The sequence below is a fragment of the Pelomonas dachongensis genome (assembly GCF_043555865.1).
In the GTDB taxonomy this organism is placed as follows: domain Bacteria; phylum Pseudomonadota; class Gammaproteobacteria; order Burkholderiales; family Burkholderiaceae_C; genus Pelomonas; species Pelomonas dachongensis.
On sequence record NZ_JBIGHY010000083.1, the window covers coordinates 1 to 204 of the forward strand.

At 64.7% G+C, this 204-nt stretch carries 1 pseudogene; it reads left to right on the top strand.

Annotated elements, in window-relative coordinates:
* Window positions 1-204, top strand: a pseudogene (locus ACG02S_RS26410) (IS481 family transposase); the annotation flags it as partial.

Consider the following 204-nt stretch of genomic DNA (forward strand, 5'->3'; position numbering starts at 1 on the left):
TTCAAGGACTACGAGCCGGGCTTCGTTCACATCGACATCAAGTACCTGCCGCAGATGCCTGACGAGGTGGCCCGGCGCTACCTGTTCGTGGCCATCGACCGGGCCACGCGCTGGGTGTTCCTGCGCGTGTATGCCGACCAGAGCGAGGCCAGCAGCGTGGACTTCTTGGAGCGGCTTCACGAGGCCGCGCCGATGAAGATCGCC